A 15,886-nucleotide genomic window follows, 5' to 3' on the forward strand; every position below is an offset into this window, starting at 1 on the left:
GGTGCTGCCCCTCATCATCAAGCGGATCGGCTACGCCTTGATCATCATTGCGGGCATCGCTTTTGTGGTGTCGGCGATGACCAAGCTGGTGCCGGGCGACCCGGTCGACGTGATGGCGGCGGGTAACCCCGGCATGACCGAGGCCGACAAGGCAAGGCTGCGCAGCCAACTCGGTCTAGACCGGTCGATGATGGATCAATACGTCTCCTACCTTGGCAATGCGTTGCAGGGCGACCTGGGCACTTCACTGCGCCAACGCGTCCCGACTGCGCAGCTGATCCTGGAGCGGCTGCCGGCAACGGCGGAGCTGACACTGTGGTCGATGGTGCTGGCGTTGCTGGTCGCGGTCCCGATCGGCGTGGTGACCGCGCTTCGCCGGGATAGCCCGGTCGATACTGCTGGCACCGTCGTCGCCGTCCTCGGTGTGTCCACTCCCTCCTTCCTGCTTGGTGTCCTGCTGATCCTCCTGTTTTCGGTACAACTCGGCTGGCTGCCGGCCTCGGGCTACAAGGGATCGGTGATCGCCGCGATACCAAGGGCGATCGTCGAGGGTCGCTTCGACCTCCTGTGGCAGAAGGCACGTTACTTCCTCCTGCCCTCGGTTTCGCTGGCCTTCGGCCTGATGGCGGTGAATGCCCGGCTGATCCGCTCGGCGATGATCGAGACGATCCGCCAGGACTATGTCCAGTTCGCCCGGGCCAAGGGAGTACCACCGCGCACGGTGGTGCTGCGGCATGCCTTGCGCAATGCCATCATCCCGGTGATCACGATGATCGGCCTGCAATTGGGTAACCTGTTGTCCGGCGCCATCGTAGCCGAAACAGTGTTCGCCTGGCCGGGTATCGGCCGGCTGTCGGTGCAGGCCATCACCACCCGTGACTATCCCCTGGTTCAGGCGACCGTGCTGATCACGGCGGTGCTGTTCGTGGCCATGAACCTGATCGTCGACCTTCTCTACCATGTCATAGATCCACGGATGCGCCATGGCTGACAGCATGTTGTCTCAAGCCGTTGGAACCGGGTTGTCGGCCGAGCCTGCACCTGACGTCGCCCGCGGACGGTTCCTCAAGGCGCTGCGCCGCAGTCCGAAAGGGCTCGCCGGGCTGCTGCTGGTCGGCCTGGTCCTCGCCTGCGCCGCCGCAGCCCCGGTCCTTGCGCCGCACGACCCCGCCCAGCAGGTCCTGGAATGGCGTTTCCTGCCGCCCGCCTGGGCGACGGGCGGCAGCTGGGAGCACATCCTGGGTGGCGACAATCTGGGGCGGGATATCTTCAGCCGGATCCTTGTCGGGGCCCGTACCTCGGTGGCGGTCGCCGTCGTCGTGGTCGCGCTGGCCGCCACGATCGGTTCCCTGCTCGGTGCCGTAGCCGGCTATGCCGGCGGCATCGTCGACAACATCATCATGCGGCTGGCCGACTTCCTGCTCGCCTTTCCCTTCCTGCTTCTCGCCCTGATGATCATGGCGATCCTGGGTCCCGGCTTCTGGACCATGGTGCTGGCCCTGTCGATCGCCTTGTGGGTCAACTACGCTCGCGTGGTGCGCGGCGAGGCATTGCGCATCGAGCAGATGGAGTTCGTGGAAGCGGCGCGATCGATCGGCGTGCCGGGCTGGCGCATCGTGCTGGGCCATGTCGTGCCGAACGTGATCCCGTCGGTTCTGGTTCTCGCCACTTTGGAGGTGGCATTGGTGATCATCGCCGAAGCAGCCCTCAGCTTCCTCGGCCTCGGAGTACAACCACCGACCCCCTCCTGGGGCAAGATGATCAGCGAAGGCCGCGACTTCCTCTACGACGCACCATGGATGGTGCTGGGCCCTGGCCTGGTGATCCTGATGACTTCGGTGGGCATCAACCTGTTCGGCGACTTCCTGCGCGACTTCATCGATCCGAGGACAGAACGATGAGCGCACCTCTGCTTCAAATCCAGGACCTGCGCGTGGAGTATGCGTCGCCGAGAGGTCCGGTTCAGGCGGTTGCCGGCGTATCGCTGACGCTCGACCGCAACCGCATCCTGGGCCTGGTCGGCGAAAGCGGCTGCGGCAAGTCGACGGTCGGGCAGGCGCTGATGGGCCTGATCCAATCGCCAGGACGCATCGCCGGCGGTGACATCCGCTTCGAGGACAAGAGCCTGATCGGCCTGCCCGAGCGCGAGATGCGAAAACTGCGTGGCGACCGGCTGTCGATGATCTTCCAGGATCCGACCGCGACCCTCAATCCAGTTCTCACCATCGGCGACCAGATCGCCGAGCTGTTCCGGTGGCACCGGCCGCAGATGCGGCGGCGCGAGGTGCAGGCCCGCGTCACGGCGCTTCTCGAACGTGTCGGCATCGTCGATGCGGACAGGCGATGCCGGGCCTATCCGCACGAATTGTCGGGCGGGATGCGCCAGCGTGTGGTCATCGCCTGTGCCCTCGCTCTGGAACCGGCCCTCATCGTTGCCGACGAACCAACGACCGCGCTGGATGTCACGGTCCAGGCCCAGATCCTCGACCTCCTCCGCGGTCTGCAGTCCGAGCACGGCACCGCAGTGATCCTCGTCAGCCATGATCTCGGCGTCATCGCCGAAACCTGTGACGACGTCGCAGTGATGTATGCGGGGCGGGTGGTCGAGAGCGGTCCGGCCGATGAGGTACTGGCTCGGCCACGGCATCCCTATACCGCAGGTCTGATTGCATCGCGCCCGTCTATCATGGCTCCAGATCAGGTGGTCAGGCCGATCCCGGGTACGGTGCCCGATCTGGCGCGTCCGCCGGCTGGCTGCGCGTTCCATCCGCGTTGCCGCCATGCCGTCGCGACCTGCCGCGACGCCATTCCCACCTTGTCCGCAATCCGGGAGGAGCCGCGCCATGCTGTCGCCTGTCCCCTCGCTGCCTGATCAGGCCCGAACCGCCACAGCCGCCGATCTTCTCTCGATCGAAGGCCTGGAGAAGCATTATGCCCTGCCCGGACGCTGGTTCGGCCAGGCGGGAGTGATGCGTGCGGTCGATAATGTCAGCTTCGCCATCAGGCCACAGGAAACGTTCGGCCTCGTCGGCGAAAGCGGCAGCGGCAAATCCACGATCGGTCGTATGATCGCCAGGCTGATCCGCCCGACTGCCGGCCGCATCCGTTTCGACGGCAAGGACTGGCTTGCCTTGTCCGGCGACGAGTTTCGGCGCGCCCGGAAGCGGGTGCAGATGGTGTTTCAGAGCCCCTATGCATCGCTGGATCCGCGCTGGCGTATCGCCGACATCGTCGCCGAACCGCTGCGCACGCATCTCAACCTGCCAGCGGCGGAGCTGCGCGACCGGGTGGCAGGTCTGCTGCAGGCTGTCGGACTGGACCCAGCCGTAGCCGACCGCCATCCGCATCAATTTTCGGGTGGTCAGCGCCAGCGCGTCGGCATTGCCCGCGCCATCGCGCTGGAACCCGACCTGCTGGTGGCGGATGAGCCCGTGTCTGCTCTCGATGTCTCGGTACAGGCCCAGATCCTGGCGCTGCTGCAGGACATCAAGGCGCGCCGCCGGCTGTCGATGCTGTTCATCTCGCACGACCTTTCGGTCGTCGCCTATCTGTGCGACCGCGTCGGTGTTCTCTATCGCGGTCGTCTGGTGGAAATTGCAACGACCCGCGACCTGTTCAATGCGCCAGGACATCCTTACACCCGCGCGCTGCTCGCCGCGATCCCCGGATCGGGGCAGCGTCGCGAAGCACCCATGCCGGCCGCAGGCACCGTTTCGGAGGGCGGCTGCGCCTATGCCGGCCGATGCCCTCATGCCCGGGATCCATGCCGCACAGCCGTGCCGGCACTTCGGCCATCCGCATCCAACACACTGATTGCCTGCCATCGAGCAGGAGAAATCTGAAAAAGCAGCGCGCCGCGCAGCTTTTTCAGGGAGGGGGACAGCGCTGGGAACGCTGTCCTCGTGAACAAGCACGCCCATTTTTCTGAACTTTTCATTGGAGGAGACAATGAACATCAAGAGCCTTTTGCTCGGCTCAGCTGCAGCTTTGCTCGCAGTTTCCAGCACGCGGGCCGCCGACGCTGTCGTCGTCGCAGAGCCGGAACCCGCTGAATACGTCAAGGTCTGCGACGTCTACGGCGCCGGCTACTTCTACATCCCGGGCACCGAGACCTGCCTGCGTGTCGGCGGGTACATTCGCTACGATATCGGCATGGGAGACGTTGGTTCGTACAACGGCGCGCGCGCCAACGACCGCCTCGACAACAAGGAGCAAGGTACCTGGTGGAAACTTGCCCGTTTTGCGATCAGGACCTGGACCGGTCAGGAGACCGAGCTCGGCACGCTGAAGACCTACACCTCGACCCGCTTCGACTTCGGCAACCCCCAGGACTACGGTTCGAACTCGACAAGCAACGGCTACGCGCTGACCTTCGCATGGGTCCAGCTCGGTGGTCTGCGCATCGGCAAGGGTGAAACGGCTTTCGCCAGCTTCATCGACTATGCGGGCAACGTCATCAACGATACGCTGGTTCCATACAGTGCCCTCGATACCAACCTGATCAGCTACACTTTCGATGCCGGCAACGGTTTCTCGGCGGTCGTTTCGCTGGAACAGGGGGCGGGCAAGTTTTCGAAATGGAAACGCGCCGGCGACACCTGGACCAGCGCCGACAACACCATCGACAGTTATGTGCCCCATGTCGTCGGCGGTGTGAAATATACCCAGGGCTGGGGCGGGATCACCGGCGTTGTTGCCTACAACAGCAATTTCGAAGAGTGGGCCGGCAAGGTTCGCCTGGACGTGAAGGCGACCGACCAGATCGACCTGTTCATCATGGCCGGCTACGGCACGAATGACCATATCGACCGCAATTTCTACAAACTGTGGGGCGGTAACTGGGCGGTCTGGGGAGGCGGCACCTACAAGTTCAACGAGAAGACTTCGTTCAACGCCCAGCTTTCCTATGATGACGCCAAGAACCTTGGCGTCGCCGTCAACGTTGCTCACCAACTGGTTCAGGGCTTCACCGTCACTGCCGAAGTCGACTATGTCAACGAAGGCAATTTCGGTACGGCCGACTATACCGGCAGTTGGACCAACGCCAACAAGAAGAACAATCTCGGCGGCCTGCTCCGCTTCCAGCGCGACTTCTAACACCGCGACAACTCCCAGAACCCGTCGGGCAACGCCGGGTTCTGTTTTTGGGCAGGCTGAAATGCCGGTCGCAATGACAGGCCGTTGGTAGAACTGTGTCCCTGTACCAGCCAAGGAACTCGCTCTACACTGCCGGCAAGGCAGGCAGGTTCGAAGCGGGGGCTCGATGAGCAAGGGGGACGATACGCGTCAATTCCTGGCTGAACAGTCAATTGCGCCGCTCGAGAAACAGAAAATCGCTGACGACAAGCCGCATTATCTCGGTCACCGTGAAAGGCTGCGCGAGCGATTTGCCAGTGCCGGGCATGGCGCCCTGCCCGATTACGAGTTGCTGGAGCTTCTGCTCTTCCGCTTCGTCCCGCGCACGGACACGAAACCCATCGCGAAGGCACTGCTTGCCCGCTTCGGTACGCTTGCCGAAGTCCTCGGCGCACCGACGGGATTGCTGCAAGAGGTGAAAGGGGTCGGCCCCGCCGTTGCGCTTGACCTCAAGGTGATCGCCGCGGTCACGCATCGCTCACTCCGCAGCGAGGTGACCGGTCGCGAATCCCTGTCTTCCTGGCAGCAGTTGCTGGATTATTGCCGAGCGGCCATGGCGTTCGAAAGCCGCGAACAGTTCCGTATCCTCTTCCTTGACAAGAAGAACATGCTGATCGCCGACGAAGTGCAGCAAACCGGAACGGTCGACCACACCCCGGTCTACCCACGCGAAGTCATGAAACGAGCGCTGGAACTTTCAGCCACGGCAATCATCCTCGTGCACAACCATCCTTCAGGTGACCCCACCCCGTCGCGCGCGGACATCGACATGACCAAGGAAATCGTCGAAGCCGGCAAACGGCTGGGCATTACGGTGCACGACCACCTCATCATCGGCAAGAAAGGTCATGCCTCGATGAAGGGGCTGTTGCTGATCTAGATCGCAGGTATCAGGGCGTCGCGATCTTGCATTCGGCGGCCAGCCTGTCGATCGCCGCGGCGGCTCCGGCCAAAAAGAAATCGGCGTTGGCACGGCCGGTGATGACGCCAAAACGCCACGAAAGCCTGAGGTGCCTGGCCGACGCCAACCTGCTGACGGCGTCGGTGCCAGGTCGTATCAATGTCCGCGAACCATTGGACACCGACCAGTCTTCCTTGACATTTTCGCCACGGTCGACCGACACGGCAACAGTGATGGTGTCCGTGACAGCGACACCATCGTTGAGCTGCAGCCACTCGCTCCATTGCGGCTCGCCGTCCGGGCGACAGGCAATGGTCAGGACAGGACGATAGCCAAGTGCGCCGCTGCCAATGGCTATGATGCTGTCGGCAGAGACCGAGGCAGTGATCGAGCCATCCGGAGCGGAGCCAAACCGCCAGCGATCGGCAGCATCGTCCGCCTGCGCGGCACCACAGCCGAACGCCAGCAACACTATGCCAAGCAGCGGACGAAGTCCGACAACCGACCCTGCCAATTTGCCCTCCGCGAAAAACAGGCACGACTCTGCTGCAAGCTACGCTACGGCAGCTTACCAAGTGATTAGTGTTGATTTAGTGGCATATTGGGCAATCGCCAGTAGTCTGCATGTACAGACCGGTGGAGCGGACAAGAGTGCGACGCTCCCAGCTGACAGGCCAACTCGGAGCACAGGCGGCCTGGGCCCACGCAAAGAAAAAGGCCGCCTTGCGGCGGCCCTCATTCTTTTTCCGTTGACGCTTATTCAGCGTCCTTGGCGGCTTTCTTCTTTGGAGCAGCCTTCTTCTTTGGCTCCTCAGAGCCAGCCTCTTCGGCCTTTTCAGCCTTCTTGGCGGCTGCTTTCTTGGCCGGTTTGGCCTTGGTCTCGCCTTCCTCGTCCTCGGCCATCAGCTCTTCCTTGCTCACCTTCTTGTCGGTGACGGAGATCTGGCCGAGCAGATGGTCGACGACCTTCTCCTCGAACATCGGCGCGCGCAGCGTGTTCAGCGCATCCGGATTGGAGCGATAGAACTCGTAGACTTCCTGCTGCTGGTTGCCCGGGAAACGACGGATCTGCTCGAACAGGCCACGCTGCAGTTCTTCGTCGGAAACCGTGACGCCAGCCTTCTCGCCGATCTCGGCAAGCACCAGGCCCAGGCGAACACGACGCTCGGCAAGGCGGGTATACTCGGCACGGGCTTCTTCCTCGGTCGTCTCTTCGTCGGCAAAGGTGCGGCCAGCGGCTTCGAGATCGCGATTGACCTGGTTCCAGATGTTGGTGAACTCGGCCTCGACAAGCTTGGACGGCGCCTCGAAGGAGTAGGACGTGTCGAGCTGGTCGAGCAGCTGGCGCTTGACCTTCTGACGTGTCATCGAACCGAACTGGCTCTCGATCTGGCCCTTCACGACTTCACGCAGACGCTCAAGCGATTCCAGGCCGAGGTTCTTGGCGGTTTCGTCGTTGACCTCGAGCTTACCTGGGGCGGCAACTTCCTTGACGGTGACGTCGAAGGTCGCTTCCTTGCCGGCCAGGTGAGCCGCCTGGTAGTTTTCCGGGAAGGTCACGGTGACGAGCTTTTCATCGCCAGCCTTGGTGCCGACCAGCTGATCCTCGAAGCCCGGGATGAATTCCTTGGACCCCAGCACCAGCGGCTGGTCGGTACCGGCGCCGCCAGCGAAAGCCTCGCCGTCGATCTTGCCGACATAGTCGATGGTGACGCGATCACCTTCGGCGGCCTTGCCCGACTTGGTTTCGTAGGAACGCGACGATTCCGCGACGCGCTGAACCTGCTCGTCGATTTCCGATTCCGGAACGTCATAGACTGGGCGGGTCACCTTGATGTCGGAGAAATCCTTGATCTCGATCGCCGGGATGACCTCGTAGTTCAGCTTGAACTCGAAATCGCTGCCGCCGGCCAGGATCTTTTCAGCTTCCTTCTCATCCTCGGTCATGATGACCTCGGGCTGCATGGCGGCCTTTTCGCCACGGCCGGTAATGATGGTGCGCGACTCGTTGAGGATCTCGTTGACCACCTCAGCCATGAAGGACTTGCCGTATACCTTGCGCAAGTGCTGGACCGGCACCTTGCCCGGACGGAAGCCGTTGATGCGGACCTTGTCCTTGGCATCCGACAGCCGGGCCAGGAGCTTGGCCTCCATGTCGCCGGCGGGCACGACGACCTTGATCTCGCGCTTGAGGCCGGAATTGAGCGTTTCGGTGACCTGCATCATCAAACCTTTTATCTTAACCAATGAGACTGGCTAACGGACCTGCCGTTCGCAGCCTGCCGGAGTAATCTTGCCGGGAGTGGCTTTTGGTACGGAAGCTGGAGCTTTGACCGCTTCGGCGGCTCAATTCCCCCAACGACGCCCCAAAATGTGATTAAGTCTTTGTTTTTCCGACTTCATATCACATTTAGCAGAAGCGGATCGTCGCATCCCGTCACATTCGACACGCCTTTTGTCACAGGCGGGGCCGATTTTCAACTATCTTCGCGCCCGGCAACAAGCCGTGTCTTGACCACCGACATTGACAGAATGATGGCTACGTGGGATTTGGCCCGCTATGCGGATGTGGCGGAACTGGTAGACGCCCCGGATTTAGGTTCCGGTGCCGAAAGGCGTGGGGGTTCGAGTCCCTTCATCCGCACCAATTTTCCTGACCTCAAGACAGCGACCGATCACCTAATAAAGCGGCTCCTCGAACAGCGTCTTGTCGCCATCGACGAGTGCCTTGATCTGAGGTGTGCCGTCCCTGGCCAGCGCGACGCGCACGCCAAACGGCCGGACACGCATGTCGGTCTCGATCGCCCGTCCCTCGCCTTCCGGCAGATAGAAGCGCTCGATGCCGTAGTCCGGGGACAACGTGGAATCACCCTCGATCGACCAGCCGCCTGAAATCACGCCGGCGATATCGGCTTCATCCGAGCCCGGCGCCGAAGCAGGTGCACCGAGGAAAGCCGAAACGGGACGCCAGTAGCCATCGGCATCCTTCTTCAGCCGAACCAGCATCCGGCCGCCAGGTGTCGTTGTCTGGCCCGGCACCAGATCGGCCACGAGCTTGGCCGGAATGGTGGAGATTTCGTAGCCCAGTCGGACATAGTCGCCACGCAGCAGGTCGCGCGGATCAACCGGTTCGACCTTGAGCAGAACTTCCGTGCCGTTGCGCAGGATGGCGGCGCGACCGGCGATGATCCAACTCAGGAAGCCGATCTGGACAAGCGCCAGAACGGCAGCGGAGATGATGAGCTTCTTTCCGGTCACGATGCTGTGCCTCTTTTCGCGATGCCCCCGCGCATGCGCTTTTCAACGCGGATGATGACAAAGGCGAGAAGGCCGAGGATCACCGCCGCGGCCAGGAAGAAGCTGGCCGTGTCCAGCATCGTTCCCATCATCACGAGGTAGATCCAGACCAGTTCATAGGTGAAGCCAATGTACGCGAGCCAGCGCAGACCGCGGCTGTCCCGCCCGGCCAGCACGAGGGCGGCAACGATGCCCGCGAGCATCAGCGCCGCGGTAAGGATGAGGCCACCGCCTTCGTCATATTGGAATTGCAGGATAGCCATGCCGACAAGAAACCCGAGAAATGCGTGCAACGGCAGCCGTCCGCCAAGTTGCAACAGGCCATCCAGCGGCTCTGACGCATAGACGGCCGCCGCAAAGATCACTGCCGAGCCGATCGCCAGCTGGATCGCCATCGCATCCCATTCGTCGGCGGCGGCGACGAAGCCAGCGTAGAGAATGAGCGACAGGATGATGAGATGTCGGGATGGCTGGCTGCGCGTCCAGTAGGAAATCAGGAACAGCGCGAACGCCATCAACACATAAAGATAAGGAATGTCGAAGCCGCTGCGGAAGTCGAAGCCGTTGAGCAGCATGATGACCAGCCAGCCGTCGGCGATGGCCACAGCCATGATGGTGAGCGGGTTCGAGCGCAGCGCTATCGCGGCAAGAGCGGTGCCGGCACACCAGGTGAGAATGGCGCCGGATTCATCGCCCGAGAAATGATACATCTGGCCGATCAGCGCGATCGCCCCACCGAAGGCAGCTGCGGCGACCACCCATGCAGCCTCGGCAAAGGCGGGATGATCGCGCAGCTTCAGCCATGCACCACCGACATAGCCGGCCGCGATGACCGCAAAGACAGCCAGCACACGCGCGATGCGCGGGATGGTTTCCCAGTTGGCCGCGATGAAGATGAGGATGGCGGCGCCGAGCAGAATGGCCGCCAGCATGGCAAGAACCGTTCCGAAGGAAAAAGAACGGCGAACATTCGCCTCAACGTCGCGACGTAGTTTTTCGGCGGTTTCGCCATCGATCAGGCCGTTTTCGACCCAACGCGCGATATCCTGCCCGACCTTGCTCGCATAGCTTGCCAAGAGTCTCACTCCACTATTTTAGTCGGATTACCAGCCGGCCGGAGCAAATCATTGGCAGGGCGTCATTTTCCGATTCTGGCTTCTTTATGACGGCGGTGTGAAATGGCTGCCATGTTGCATTGCACAAAACGCATTGCTGCCATGCGACAATCGCACTTTTAAATCGATATGGGTCCACCTATTTTAGCACCGTACAGAAAAGATGAACGAACGAACAAAGACGTAAACGAGCAAGTATCATGAACCTGATCCGCAACTACCGCAACTGGCGCCGCTACCGGGACACCGTCTCCGAGCTGAGCCGCCTGAGCAACCGTGAGCTGAGCGATATCGGCATCAGCCGCAGCGACATCCCCTACGTGGCCCGCAAGGCCGCGTAACCAGTCGGGCCGAGCCCGGCCCGAACCGAATTGAGAGACACGACAATGAACCTGATCCGCAGCTACCGTAACTGGCGCGCTTATCGCGACACGGTCGAACAGCTCGGTCGCCTGTCGAACCGCCAGTTGGAAGACATTGGCCTGTTCCGTATGGAGATCAAGCAGGCCGCTCGCAAGGCGAGCTAAGCAATTTCGCCAGGGTCTACCTCCTCCCAGACCCTGACGGATACGGTCACCCCTTACCTCCTCCCAAGGGTTGACCACCGAAATGGCGCCCGCCGCATTCCTCCTCCCAGCGGCGGGCGTTATTTCCGAAAGAGAGTTTCGCCCTCTCCGATTGGTGAAAGAGATTTTGTCAGAGCCGACCTCCTCCCCGGCGATGACGAATAGGTCGGCTTCCTCCTCCTCCCTGAGGCCGACCACCGAAACGGTGCCCGCCGCATTCCTCCTCCCAGCGGCGGGCATTGTTTCCGAAAGAGAGTTTCGCCCTCTCCGATTGGCGAAAGAGATTTTGTCAGAGCCGACCTCCTCCCCGGCGATGACGAATAGGTCGGCTTCCTCCTCCTCCCTGAGGCCGACCACCGAAACGGTGCCCGCCGCATTCCTCCTCCCAGCGGCGGGCATTGTTTCCGAAAGAGAGTTTCGCCCTCTCCGATTGGCGAAAGAGATTTTGTCGAAGCCCACCTCCTCCCGGGCAACGACGAATAAGACCGACCTTCTCCTCCTCCCTGAGGTCGGTCACCCAAACGACACCCGCCGGACCTCCTCCCCCGGCGGGTGTTGTGTTTTTGGGCTCCAGCAGGCCAATGAGACCCGAGCGCCGTTGCGAGAATTGCATTCGCACCGCTGAAGGATTATTGCGGGCCGCATGAGCAAAGACCCTATTCACATCGTTGGCGGCGGTCTCGCCGGTTCGGAAGCCGCGTGGCAGGCAGCCCAGGCGGGCGTGCCCGTGATCCTGCATGAAATGCGCCCGGTGCGGGGGACCGATGCCCACAAGACCCAGGATCTCGCGGAGCTGGTCTGCTCGAACTCCTTCCGCTCTGACGATGCAGAAGCCAACGCGGTCGGCCTGCTGCACGCTGAAATGCGACTGGCCGGCTCACTGATCATGTCTGCAGGCGATGCCAATCAGGTCCCGGCCGGCGGAGCGCTTGCCGTCGACCGCGATGGTTTTTCGGCCGCAGTCACTGCCAGGCTCGAGGCACACCCGCTCATCACCATCCAGCGCGAGGAGGTGACCGGCCTGCCGCCTGCGGAATGGGGTCAGGTCATTGTTGCGACGGGACCGCTGACGGCACCTTCGCTCGCCGAGGCCATCGCCACCGAAACCGGAGCCGACGCGCTCGCCTTTTTCGATGCCATTGCACCGATCGTGCATTTCGACACGATTGATATGAACGTCGCCTGGTTCCAGTCCCGTTACGACAAGGTCGGCCCCGGCGGCACCGGCAAGGATTACATCAACTGCCCGATGGACAAGGCGCAATATGACGCTTTCGTGCAGGCATTGATCGACGGCAGCAAGACCGAGTTCAAGCAATGGGAAGGCACGCCTTATTTCGACGGCTGCCTGCCCATCGAAATCATGGCCGAGCGCGGCGTCGAAACGCTGCGCCACGGCCCCATGAAGCCGATGGGCCTGACCAATGCCCACAACCCGACGGTCAAGGCCTATGCGGTGGTGCAGCTGCGGCAGGACAATGCGCTGGGCACGCTCTACAACATGGTGGGCTTTCAGACCAAGCTGAAGCATGGCGAACAGGTCCGCATCTTCAAGACCATCCCGGGTCTGGAAAATGCCGAATTCGCTCGTCTCGGCGGCCTGCACCGCAACACCTACATCAACTCACCAACCCTGCTCGACGGTTCGTTACAGTTGAAAAGCCGGACGGGCTTGCGTTTTGCCGGCCAGATCACCGGCTGCGAGGGGTATGTCGAAAGTGCCGCCATCGGCCTGTTGGCAGGACGCTTCGCCGCCGCCGAGCGTCTCGGCACGCCGATTTCATTGCCGCCGGCCACCACGGCCTTTGGCGCATTGCTCAACCACATCACCGGCGGTCACATCACCTCCGATGACGAACCCGGCAAGCGCTCATTCCAGCCTATGAACGTCAATTTCGGCCTGTTTCCACCCCTGGAGGCTGGCACGAAGCTGCGTCCCGACGGCTTCGAAGGTCGTTTTCGGGGCAAAGACAAATCGATCGCCAAGAAGAAGGCAACGACAGGGCGAGCGTTGGCTGACTGCCGTGCATGGCTCGGTCTGCCGGCACAGGCCGAGGCCGCGGAGTAAGCCGACTTGTTCTCAGCCGGCTATTCGGCGGCTTCGATCTTCTGACCGGGCAGCCCTGGCTTGCCGGCTTCAGCGGGATTGCGGCGCACATAGGCAGCCTTGAGCGTCTCGGACGTATCGCGGGAGCCGTCATGGCTCCAGCCGGGTGGCATGAACAGATAACGTAGCCGCTGGCCGATCGTCAGGCCCGGGGAAAACGCGTCCTTGAACATGCCGATCCATTCGTGGAACGCCACCTTCACCGGGTTGAAGGTGCCGATGTTCTTGACGATGCCGTAGCGCGGCCGGTCCTCTTCCAGTTCCTCGACGAAGGTACCGAACATGCGGTCCCAGATGATCAGCGTACCGGCATAGTTGGCGTCGAGATAGCGCGGATTGGTGGCGTGATGCACCCGGTGGTGCGACGGCGTGTTGAAGATGAATTCGACCCAGTTCCACATCCTGCCGATGGTCTCGGTATGGATCCAGAACTGGTAGACGAGGTTGAAGCCGTAGACAAAGGCAATGACGGCCGGATGAAAACCGAGCAGGACCAGCGGAACCTGCAGCACGAACATGCCGGTGAACAGGCCGGTCCAGCTCTGCCTGAGCGCGGTCGAGAGGTTGTAGTGCTGGCTGGAGTGGTGGTTGACGTGCTCGGCCCACACCCAGCGGCAGCGGTGTGCGATGCGGTGATAGACATAGTAGCGCAGATCGTCGATCAGGAAGGCAGCGATACAGGTCCACACCGAGATACCAAGGTCGAAGAAGCGGAACTGCCAGACCCACATCAATGCAGAGAAGGAAACGATACCCAGCAGGATTCCGGCTGCAACATTGCCAGTTCCCATCATCAGGCTGGTCAGCGTGTCGCGTGTTTCGAACTCTCCCTTGGCCCGGCCGGTGCGCACCAGCCAGACCTCCAGAAGGATGGCGACGACGAAGAACGGAATCGCGAGTTTGGTGACATCCGGAAACTGATAGGTCTCCATCAGGCGGCCTCCTGCCCAGCCGGGTGATTGTTGGGATCCAGCGCGTTGAAGACCGCACGAGCGTCTGCGGCATCAGCGAAGGCGAAGCGCCCTCCCCGCCAGGTGAAATCCTTCAAGTGCAGCGTCATAACCTTGCTGTCATCGAGCCCGACGAACTCGATCTCGGTAGGTGTCACAATACGAGTCAGGAACCGGTCCCCGATGGTGTGGACGATGCCGGTGCGCCCATCGCCAAGGTCGATGAAAGCCGTATCGCCATGTTCAGTGAGCTGAACCGTTCCCGGCTTGAGATCGGGGAAATCCTCGGCAAAGCGGTCTAGAGCCTGTCGGGTATCAACCAGTCGCGTGACCCGGCTGCCGCCGGTGAAATGCACGGCCGCGACCGCCATGGAAATACCAACGACGACCATCATCACGAGAACCGGCAGACTGATCAAAGGCGCTCCTCCGGTCGAGCGCCTCCTCGCGCCCAAACCCAGCACAAAAGCTAACATGATTGACGTTTACGTCAAAGAAAATCGACAAGAAAGCCGTCGCTGGCGACATTAGCCAAGGGCCGGAGATCCCTTGTTCAGACCCAGCCGCGTCCAGCTCGGCGAAACAACAGCCAATGACGCTTCAACGCCGACAACCGCACAGGTCCGGAAAGCAATGCTACCGAATCGCGATTGCCCATCGAAGTCAGATACGCTTTCGTCAGGGCCAGTGGCAGGAAGGCTGGGCGCAAGGAATCCGGTATCCTTCCGCGCCACGTTCGAAAGCGGCCATATGCTCCTGTGCCAGGGCGATCATTGCGGCGACGGCCCTGCCGGCTGCAGGACCGCCGTTGCCTGCCAGGAAATCGTGCGGCGAAGAACCGACCGCAGCGAGGATATCCTCAGGTACATAACATTGCCCCCTCGCCCGGTGCTGTGGCAGCAAAAGCAGCAGACCCGTGATCGCTTGCGCGCAGCCCGCATGGCCGGCGAGTTCGGCAAAACGCGGCGCCTCAATCGGATCGAGTACCAGGGCGGCCAGCTGGATCAAAGCCGACGCCGTCTCGCCGCAATAGCCTTCGAGGTCGGTACGGGACGGCATCGGATCGTCGTAGAGATCGAAGATCCGCGCCTCAAGATAGTTGTCGAAGGCTTGCCGAGGTAGCTTGTGCTGCCGGATAGCCGTCATCAAAGCCTCGGCAAGCGGGTGCCCCGCACCAGCGTCGGGTGCATCCGATTTGATGACATCCCGCCACCACTGCAGGCGCACCTCGCCTGGCAACGCTTCACGAATGCGGTCGCGTACCCCGGCGATTTCGGCGTTGAAGGCATAAAGCGCCAGGAGCGCATCGCGCTTTTCGGCGGGAGCATAGAGCGCGGACAGGTAGCGATCATGATCAGCCGCTCGCACCGTGTCCATGACGGTCGTGTCGGTCACGATCAATCAACCGCGATGAAGGCGGCGGCAACTGCCCGGTCTTCGGCAAGCAGCACGTTGTAAGTCCGCACGGCAGCGCCAGTCGACATCGGATCGGCCGAAATCCCGGCTTGCCTGAAGGCAGCCTTCAAAGCCGCAGGCAAGGGCCGCAACTCCTGCCCCATGCCGACCAGAAGGATTTCAATACCGGCGGCTTCAGCAAACACCTTGTCGAAATCCGCAATTGTCAAGGCAGCAGGGTTGGCTGGCTGCCAACCATGGACGCCGGATGGCAGGCACAGCAGCGAGCCGCGATGCGACATGTCGGCAAACCGGAAGCCGCCATTGCCGTAGGCTTCAATCGCCGCGCGGCCCGGGAAGTGGGCCTCGCGGATAATGATGCCTTTGCCGCCGAACAGGCTCTTGGCCACGTTCTTGCC

16 protein-coding genes, 1 tRNA gene and 1 pseudogene are annotated in these 15,886 nt (G+C 61.9%); 10 read left to right on the forward strand and 8 right to left on the reverse strand.

The features are described 5' to 3' along the window. The first annotated feature begins 1 nt into the window (after position 1). From C1M53_RS29140 to radC, 6 genes are all read left to right on the forward strand, one after another. The gene (locus C1M53_RS29140) at positions 2–991 is read left to right on the forward strand and encodes an ABC transporter permease (protein WP_207213050.1); all 990 of its coding nucleotides are present in this window, start codon (positions 2–4) and stop codon (positions 989–991) included. Beyond that, positions 984–1,901 (forward strand): ABC transporter permease, encoded by a 918-nt coding sequence (locus C1M53_RS29145; RefSeq protein WP_245488343.1) that lies wholly within the window; start codon positions 984–986, stop codon positions 1,899–1,901. Before C1M53_RS29140 ends, C1M53_RS29145 begins: the two co-directional genes overlap by 8 nt. Next, on the forward strand, positions 1,898–2,872 hold the full coding sequence (locus tag C1M53_RS29150; RefSeq protein WP_165358277.1) for an ABC transporter ATP-binding protein: 975 nt from the start codon (positions 1,898–1,900) through the stop codon (positions 2,870–2,872). Before C1M53_RS29145 ends, C1M53_RS29150 begins: the two co-directional genes overlap by 4 nt. Next, complete coding sequence (locus C1M53_RS29155) at positions 2,844–3,842, forward strand: oligopeptide/dipeptide ABC transporter ATP-binding protein (protein WP_129415554.1); 999 nt, start codon at positions 2,844–2,846, stop codon at positions 3,840–3,842. Before C1M53_RS29150 ends, C1M53_RS29155 begins: the two co-directional genes overlap by 29 nt. A gap of 106 nt (positions 3,843–3,948) precedes the next feature. Next, positions 3,949–5,097: a porin gene (locus tag C1M53_RS29160; RefSeq protein WP_129415555.1), complete on the forward strand. Its 1,149-nt coding sequence runs from the start codon at positions 3,949–3,951 to the stop codon at positions 5,095–5,097. A gap of 166 nt (positions 5,098–5,263) precedes the next feature. Next, on the forward strand, positions 5,264–6,016 hold the full coding sequence (radC, locus tag C1M53_RS29165; protein ID WP_129415556.1) for a DNA repair protein RadC: 753 nt from the start codon (positions 5,264–5,266) through the stop codon (positions 6,014–6,016). A 10-nt stretch (positions 6,017–6,026) separates the two neighbouring features. Here the strand turns inward: radC and C1M53_RS29170 are convergent, their stop codons facing one another. Both C1M53_RS29170 and tig read right to left on the reverse strand, forming a co-directional pair. Then, complete coding sequence (locus tag C1M53_RS29170) at positions 6,027–6,551, reverse strand: hypothetical protein (protein ID WP_129415557.1); 525 nt, start codon at positions 6,549–6,551, stop codon at positions 6,027–6,029. Between the two features lie 242 nt (positions 6,552–6,793). Beyond that, positions 6,794–8,260: a trigger factor gene (gene tig, locus C1M53_RS29175; RefSeq protein WP_129416412.1), complete on the reverse strand. Its 1,467-nt coding sequence runs from the start codon at positions 8,258–8,260 to the stop codon at positions 6,794–6,796. 339 nt (positions 8,261–8,599) lie between these two features. Between tig and C1M53_RS29180 the strand changes: the two genes are divergently transcribed. Next, positions 8,600–8,684, forward strand: a tRNA-Leu gene (locus C1M53_RS29180). A 32-nt stretch (positions 8,685–8,716) separates the two neighbouring features. Here C1M53_RS29180 and C1M53_RS29185 read toward each other — a convergent pair. Further along, a complete protein-coding gene (locus tag C1M53_RS29185) occupies positions 8,717–9,298 on the reverse strand; it encodes a GDYXXLXY domain-containing protein (RefSeq protein ID WP_129415558.1) in 582 nt (193 codons plus the stop codon). Beyond that, positions 9,292–10,410 (reverse strand): DUF2157 domain-containing protein, encoded by a 1,119-nt coding sequence (locus C1M53_RS29190; protein ID WP_129415559.1) that lies wholly within the window; start codon positions 10,408–10,410, stop codon positions 9,292–9,294. The genes C1M53_RS29185 and C1M53_RS29190 overlap by 7 nt, the downstream gene beginning before the upstream one ends. Before the next feature lie 239 nt (positions 10,411–10,649). On the opposite strand from C1M53_RS29190, the gene C1M53_RS29195 reads away from it, so the two are divergent. The 3 genes from C1M53_RS29195 (at position 10,650) to trmFO (ending at position 13,083) form a co-directional block, all read left to right on the forward strand. Next, entirely contained in the window at positions 10,650–10,790 is a 141-nt protein-coding gene (locus C1M53_RS29195; protein ID WP_129415560.1) for a DUF1127 domain-containing protein, read from the forward strand. A gap of 45 nt (positions 10,791–10,835) precedes the next feature. Continuing rightward, complete coding sequence (locus C1M53_RS29200; RefSeq protein WP_129415561.1) at positions 10,836–10,976, forward strand: DUF1127 domain-containing protein; 141 nt, start codon at positions 10,836–10,838, stop codon at positions 10,974–10,976. Between the two features lie 682 nt (positions 10,977–11,658). After that, a complete protein-coding gene (gene trmFO, locus C1M53_RS29205) occupies positions 11,659–13,083 on the forward strand; it encodes a methylenetetrahydrofolate--tRNA-(uracil(54)-C(5))-methyltransferase (FADH(2)-oxidizing) TrmFO (protein ID WP_129415562.1) in 1,425 nt (474 codons plus the stop codon). Between the two features lie 20 nt (positions 13,084–13,103). On the opposite strand, the gene C1M53_RS29210 is transcribed toward trmFO, so the two are convergent. The 4 genes and pseudogenes from C1M53_RS29210 to C1M53_RS29225 all read right to left on the reverse strand — a co-directional run bounded on the left by C1M53_RS29210 (position 13,104) and on the right by C1M53_RS29225 (position 15,865). After that, a complete protein-coding gene (locus C1M53_RS29210) occupies positions 13,104–14,054 on the reverse strand; it encodes a sterol desaturase family protein (RefSeq protein ID WP_207213051.1) in 951 nt (316 codons plus the stop codon). Next, positions 14,054–14,491, reverse strand: a complete 438-nt coding sequence (locus C1M53_RS29215; protein WP_348630016.1) for a hypothetical protein — start codon at positions 14,489–14,491, stop codon at positions 14,054–14,056. The genes C1M53_RS29210 and C1M53_RS29215 overlap by 1 nt, the downstream gene beginning before the upstream one ends. Before the next feature lie 134 nt (positions 14,492–14,625). Next, positions 14,626–15,449: pseudogene (locus C1M53_RS29220) on the reverse strand (phytoene/squalene synthase family protein). Between the two features lie 20 nt (positions 15,450–15,469). Then, on the reverse strand, positions 15,470–15,865 hold the full coding sequence (locus tag C1M53_RS29225) for an Mth938-like domain-containing protein (RefSeq protein ID WP_129416414.1): 396 nt from the start codon (positions 15,863–15,865) through the stop codon (positions 15,470–15,472). Between the last annotated feature and the right edge of the window lie 21 nt (positions 15,866–15,886).

Origin of the sequence: Mesorhizobium sp. Pch-S, assembly GCF_004136315.1 — a bacterium.
Lineage (GTDB): Bacteria > Pseudomonadota > Alphaproteobacteria > Rhizobiales > Rhizobiaceae > Mesorhizobium.

Excerpts from the sequence above, each read along its gene's own strand:
- C1M53_RS29210 (WP_207213051.1), bottom strand. The coding sequence starts at position 14,054 with ATGGAGACCTATCAGTTTCCGGATGTCACCAAACTCGCGATTCCGTTC.
- radC (WP_129415556.1), top strand. The coding sequence starts at position 5,264 with ATGAGCAAGGGGGACGATACGCGTCAATTCCTGGCTGAACAGTCAATT.
- C1M53_RS29145 (WP_245488343.1), top strand. The coding sequence starts at position 984 with ATGGCTGACAGCATGTTGTCTCAAGCCGTTGGAACCGGGTTGTCGGCC.
- C1M53_RS29200 (WP_129415561.1), top strand. The coding sequence starts at position 10,836 with ATGAACCTGATCCGCAGCTACCGTAACTGGCGCGCTTATCGCGACACG.
- trmFO (WP_129415562.1), top strand. The coding sequence starts at position 11,659 with ATGAGCAAAGACCCTATTCACATCGTTGGCGGCGGTCTCGCCGGTTCG.
- C1M53_RS29150 (WP_165358277.1), top strand. The coding sequence starts at position 1,898 with ATGAGCGCACCTCTGCTTCAAATCCAGGACCTGCGCGTGGAGTATGCG.
- C1M53_RS29155 (WP_129415554.1), top strand. The coding sequence starts at position 2,844 with ATGCTGTCGCCTGTCCCCTCGCTGCCTGATCAGGCCCGAACCGCCACA.
- C1M53_RS29195 (WP_129415560.1), top strand. The coding sequence starts at position 10,650 with ATGAACCTGATCCGCAACTACCGCAACTGGCGCCGCTACCGGGACACC.
- C1M53_RS29160 (WP_129415555.1), top strand. The coding sequence starts at position 3,949 with ATGAACATCAAGAGCCTTTTGCTCGGCTCAGCTGCAGCTTTGCTCGCA.
- tig (WP_129416412.1), bottom strand. The coding sequence starts at position 8,260 with ATGCAGGTCACCGAAACGCTCAATTCCGGCCTCAAGCGCGAGATCAAG.